We start from the raw sequence: 5,243 nt of genomic DNA on the forward strand, positions 1-5,243 counted from the left end.
GGAGTTTGTGGAGTTTCTCTAGTGGGAGTTTGTGGAGTTTCTCTAGTTGGAGTTTGTGGAGTTTCTCTAGTGGGAGTTTGTGGAGTTTCTCTAGTTGGAGTTTCGGAAACTACTGGATTTGATGGAATACCTGTTGGTAGTAGCGTTCCTTTTCCCAGTTTGATGTCTTGACGGCGGTTCCAAGGTAGATTACCGACTGGAACTGTAGGTGTCAGTGTCGGTGTCGGTATCGGTGTGGCTGTAGGTGTCGGTGTCGGTGTTGGTGTCGGTGTCGGCTTGGGAGCTCTCTGTTGCCTAAAGGGTTTGGGTTTGCTATTCGGTTTAGATGCGTAAGTTCGGCTCTTCTGCTGGAGATGATCAGCAGAATTTATTGCACCAAAATCTTGATTTCTGGGCGTAGTTCGTGCTGTTTGTGGTGAACGTGCTGGTACAGACTTTTGAGTTGAGGATAGTGGCTTTGGCGAAACTGTTTTGGCTGTTAATTTTGTTTTAGGAGCAATGTCTATCAATTCAATGGGAACAGCAGATTGAGTTTGTTGGGGAAACCATAGACTAAACGCATTAGATGAGCGCATCAGCCAGAACACCAACAAGTGCAGAGAGACTGAACCCATAACGACAGAAATCCACAAACCTGGTGGGTCAGTGTGTCGCCTCCAAACTTTCGCTGGAATTGGAGTTTTGTCTGCAACCGATGGTGTCATATTGTAGAAACTGGATATGATTAGGCACTTTTACTCATGGGTAATGCTTTAAAATGCCAGTCTAAATTCTAGCGATTAACCATTACCTCTGATGTAACAGCGAAAGTCAAAACTGTTTCATCTACTCCTTTAAGTTCTAGGGGACTACCTTTAGTAATTTCTTCTTCCTGTAAATAATCTGCCACGGCAGCAGAAACCAGGATCGTACCGGGAACAGCAGCAGCTTGCAACCTTGCAGCAATATTCACACTTGGGCCAATGGCAGTATAATCGGCACGTTCAGCGCTACCAAACATCCCCACAACAGCAGTACCTTGGTGGATACCACACCGGAACTGTACGCTAGTAAGTTTGTCGCCATCGAATACACCTTGGTTTTGCCAGCGCTGGTTCAATTCAGCTAGTGAGTGGTGCATTGCTCTCGCTGTATTGATGGCACGACGCACCTGTTCATTGGGGGTTAGTTCTTCCGGCGCTCCGTATAAAGCTAAAATAGCATCTCCCATAAATTTATCTACAGTGCCGCCATTGCTAAAGACAACCTTAGTCATGGCTTCTAAATATTCATTTAGCAACTCTGCTACCCGTCGGGATCTGAGAGTATTTGATAGCTGTGTAAAACCGACGATATCACTAAACAAAACTGTAATTAAGCGTGGTTCTGGGCGCAAATCTAACGTTAAATCTCCAGTTGCAGCTTTTTGCACCAACACAGCAGGCAAGAAGCGCTTTAGAACCGATTCTGTTAAATAAGTATTTAACTCCACGATTCGTCGTTCATTTTCCTTCAACGCTAAAAGATTCCGAACTTCCGCTAAAAGTTCCCGATCGTTGAATGGTTTTGCTAAATAAGCATCCGCCCCATGTTCTGTACCTTCGATGCGGGTTTCCTCGTCAACTTTCGCTGTCAGCAGAATGATTGGTATTCCTTTCAACTTCTCCTCATTGCGGATCAGCTGAATCATCTCAAGTCCGCTCACCAAGGGCATCATTAAGTCAGTCACAATCAAGTTGGGTATAATTTCCTGAGCTCTAATGTGACCTTCAGAACCGTTACGAGCCGTCTGTACACGATAGCCGTTGCGTCGGAAAATCTCAGATACATAGGTTCGCAAATCCGGGTTGTCATCTACAACTAAAATTGAGTGCTGAGTCTTAAGTGCTGAGTCTTGAGTATCAATACTGGGGGAGGAGTTTATTGTAATATCTTCAATATTGTCTATTGTTGGCTCTACCAGTTCTAAATCAGCCAATTCTACACTAGCGCGGCTCGTGTTCAGTTCGGTAGTCGTTTCTAGTACTTGCTGTGCGGGTAAATGAGCATTTCCAGTCACAAGCCATAAACTAAAGGTAGTGCCTTGTCCGTAAACTGACTCCACAGTGACTTGACCACCATGTAATTCTACCAATTCTTTAACTAAAGCTAAACCCAAACCACTGCCTTCATAGGAGCGGTTTGCTGAACCTTCAGCTTGACGAAAGCGCTCGAATAGGTGGGGAATTTGTTCTTTAACAATACCAATTCCAGTATCTTGTACTTGCAATATGCAGTGATCGCGCTCAGATTTTAGTCTGACATTGATCGTGCCACCTTCGGGAGTAAACTTCATGGCATTTGACAGCAGGTTATAAACCACCTTGTCAAATTTTTCCATGTCCAGGTATACGGTCGAACATTCATCAAACTGGGTGGTGAGATGCAGTTTCTTTTTCTCGCAGTAGGGACGAAAAGATTCCACTATTTGGTTGACAAATTCCACTAAATCGCAGGGATGGAAGCTAGGCTGCATTCGCCCCGCATTCAGGCGTTGTAAATCCAGGAGTTGATTTACCAGTCGCAGGAGGCGGCGGGAGTTACGCAGGGCGATCGCACTTTGGGCGTAAGATAATCCTTCACCAGCCGCCACCGCAGACTCTAAAGGCCCTTGAATCAAGGTGATGGGTGTGCGAAACTCATGGGAAATATTTTGGAAAAATTCGGTTTTTTGTTTGTCTAATTCCAGTAGGCGTTCAGCTTGTTGACGAGTTTTATGATACAAGTGTGACTGCTGGACAGCGATCGCGGCTTGAGCTGCTACTGCTTTCGCCAAATCAATATCAGACGGCAGCCATTGGCGTACTTTTTTACCTTCATGTAACGTAATACTACCGATACATTTCCCATCAGCCAATAATGGCACAAACATTAGCGATCGCGCTGGCATTTTTAAAGGCAAATCAAAACCCCGTACATCTGAGGCAGAATGACTCACATTACCAATTACCACAGGTTCATGTGTCTGTAGCATTTGTTGGAGGATGGGATTTTCCTGTATGGATGCTTGAGAATAAGGTAATCTCTGGTTTGATAGGTGATTATTGCTACTTAAGCGATTCTCTGGGGCTAGCGATGCCTGGGTTGGGCTGTGCCTACGTAAATTTTCCAAATGTTGATAACTGTCATACAAGCCCACACACTCGACAAACTCATCATCCTCTGTCCACAAAGACAGAACACAGCCATCGACTTGTAAAGCTTGTCCCAATTGCTGAGTGATCGCCGCAAAAATATCTTGGGGATCTAGGCTAGAGCGAATCGCACTAGTAATCGTATTAATGAGGGCTTCTCGTTTGGCAAGGGCACGTACTTGTTCATAAGCATAAGCTTGAGACAAAGCTAAGGCTGCCTGATCCGCTACCATCAACACTAACTGCACCTCATCATCCCCCCAAAAGCGAGGCAGAGAACACTGGTGGAGTGCCAGTACTGCCATCAGTTCTTGTTGGCAGATTAATGGCACAACTAAACTAGAACAAATATTAGCAGCAGCAAAAGCTGCCCCACGTTGGCGCAGTTCAGGAGTATCACCGTAAATGCGCTCATCATCGACCACATCGTGAATCACCTGAACTTCTCGAGTTTCCCACACTGTCTGAGCCAAAAGAGGCAGAGAGGGAGAGGAGATGGGGGGTAGAGGGGAAGGATTTACTGCAACATCCCCTCCGCTCCCCTGCACCTCTGCTTCTTCAGAAAGAGGCTTCTGATAAATGAATCCCTTATCCGCCAACTGCTCATCTTGAAAGGGACGCAACAGACAGACATCCACCTCCAACATGTGACCCACTGTATCGACAATTGCCTGCAAAATTTGTCTGTAGTCTAAAGCACTGCGAATCGTATTTGTAACGGTATTCAGCAGCGATTCTTGACGGAGTGTGCGGGTAAGTTCACGAGTTCTGGCTTTGAGAACATTGTGGGTATCCAAAGCTTGGCGTACCACTGCTTTGAGTTCCTCAGCTTCCCACGGTTTGGTCACATATTTGAATACCTTGCCAGCGTTGATTGCTTCCACGAGGTCTTCGACATCGGTGTAACCAGTTAAAATAATCCGAATAATATCTGGATATTGAGTTGCTGTCAGACTCAAAAATTCTGTACCGCTCATCATCGGCATCCGCTGGTCGGAGATGATCACCGCGACCTCTCCCTCTTGAGCCAGCAGATCGAGGGCCGCAGGGCCAGAGGTTGCCCTTAGCACCTTATACTCGCGATAGAAAGTGCGGTAAAGCAAGTCAAGGTTGTCCGGTTCATCATCGACAACCAAAATTTTAGGCTTACTGTTTGCTTGGGATTTCATGCACCGCTTTCCTGCTGCAACGGCAGTCGGATAAAGAATAATCTGATCAGGTAAGGATTTTTCTGAGTCAGGTGAGAGCAGAGCATTTCGACCAATAAGGCTGTTTGGCTATATGACTGCTGAGTGTAGGAGCGTTTGCTCACAGTGTTTCGTCTCAATGGCTTGTGCCGATTACCGTTTGCTTTGGTGCAGTGTAATTGCTTTCATAGTCAGTTTTAGTGTTACAGAGTCGAGGCTTGCTTGCCAAATCTTCCTTCACCCCCCGTGAGCAATGTCTCATAATACATACAGCGCTCATAGCTAGCTGAAAGATCCAGATGAAGCTGCATATTAAGTTTTCCCTCCACAGCAGTTGTACTAACACTTGCAGGTAAATTTTATTTATGGTAGTCATGGTAGAGCAGCAAGATTAAAACAATAAGATTTAAAGCCAAAGTATAGTATTAGACAAATACCTCTTTCTAATTTAGCAATCAGAACTATCATTAAGACAAGTGTTAGTCGTTGAAGAGTTAGAAATTAGGGATTGCGGAACCTTACGGACTCTTGTCCCAGTGGCTGTACAACATATTCATCTAATTTAGTAGCCAGGTACTGTCAGTGTAGCGGCAACTGCAAAAATAAGTTCAGTACTACAACCAAGGGTAGTTTTAAACCAGAGTTTGCCGATGGTGTACTTACTTAACAATTTTGTCGGTGTTCCCTACGGACAAGTTATGCTATTTCTCTGCCCACTCACCCAAAGCTGTATCACTTTACAGATGTTTTTGTGGTAATCAGTCTGATATCGTGTCTAATTAAAACAAGGGATGCACCTGAACCTACTGAATTTAACGTATCGCGGAAGTCCCCACCCTCAATGTACTCATAGGGTGGGGATAGGGAGCGGACGGCGACGATTCCAACTCGCTCCCTAATCAAT

2 protein-coding genes and 1 pseudogene are annotated in these 5,243 nt (G+C 45.2%); all 3 read right to left on the reverse strand.

Going from position 1 to position 5,243, the window contains the following annotated elements; translation table 11 throughout:
• Window positions 1-704 (reverse strand): annotated as a pseudogene (locus V7K97_RS08220) (hypothetical protein); the annotation flags it as partial.
• 68 nt (window positions 705-772) lie between these two features.
• Window positions 773-4,321: a response regulator gene (locus V7K97_RS08225; RefSeq protein WP_334800368.1), complete on the reverse strand. Its 3,549-nt coding sequence runs from the start codon at window positions 4,319-4,321 to the stop codon at window positions 773-775.
• Window positions 4,318-4,464 carry a hypothetical protein gene (locus V7K97_RS08230; protein ID WP_334800369.1) on the reverse strand — a complete coding sequence of 49 codons (147 nt, stop codon included), beginning with the start codon at window positions 4,462-4,464 and terminating at the stop codon, window positions 4,318-4,320. Before V7K97_RS08230 ends, V7K97_RS08225 begins: the two co-directional genes overlap by 4 nt.
• Between the last annotated feature and the right edge of the window lie 779 nt (window positions 4,465-5,243).

Source organism: Nostoc sp. (assembly GCF_036917815.1).
GTDB lineage: Bacteria > Cyanobacteriota > Cyanobacteriia > Cyanobacteriales > Nostocaceae > Nostoc.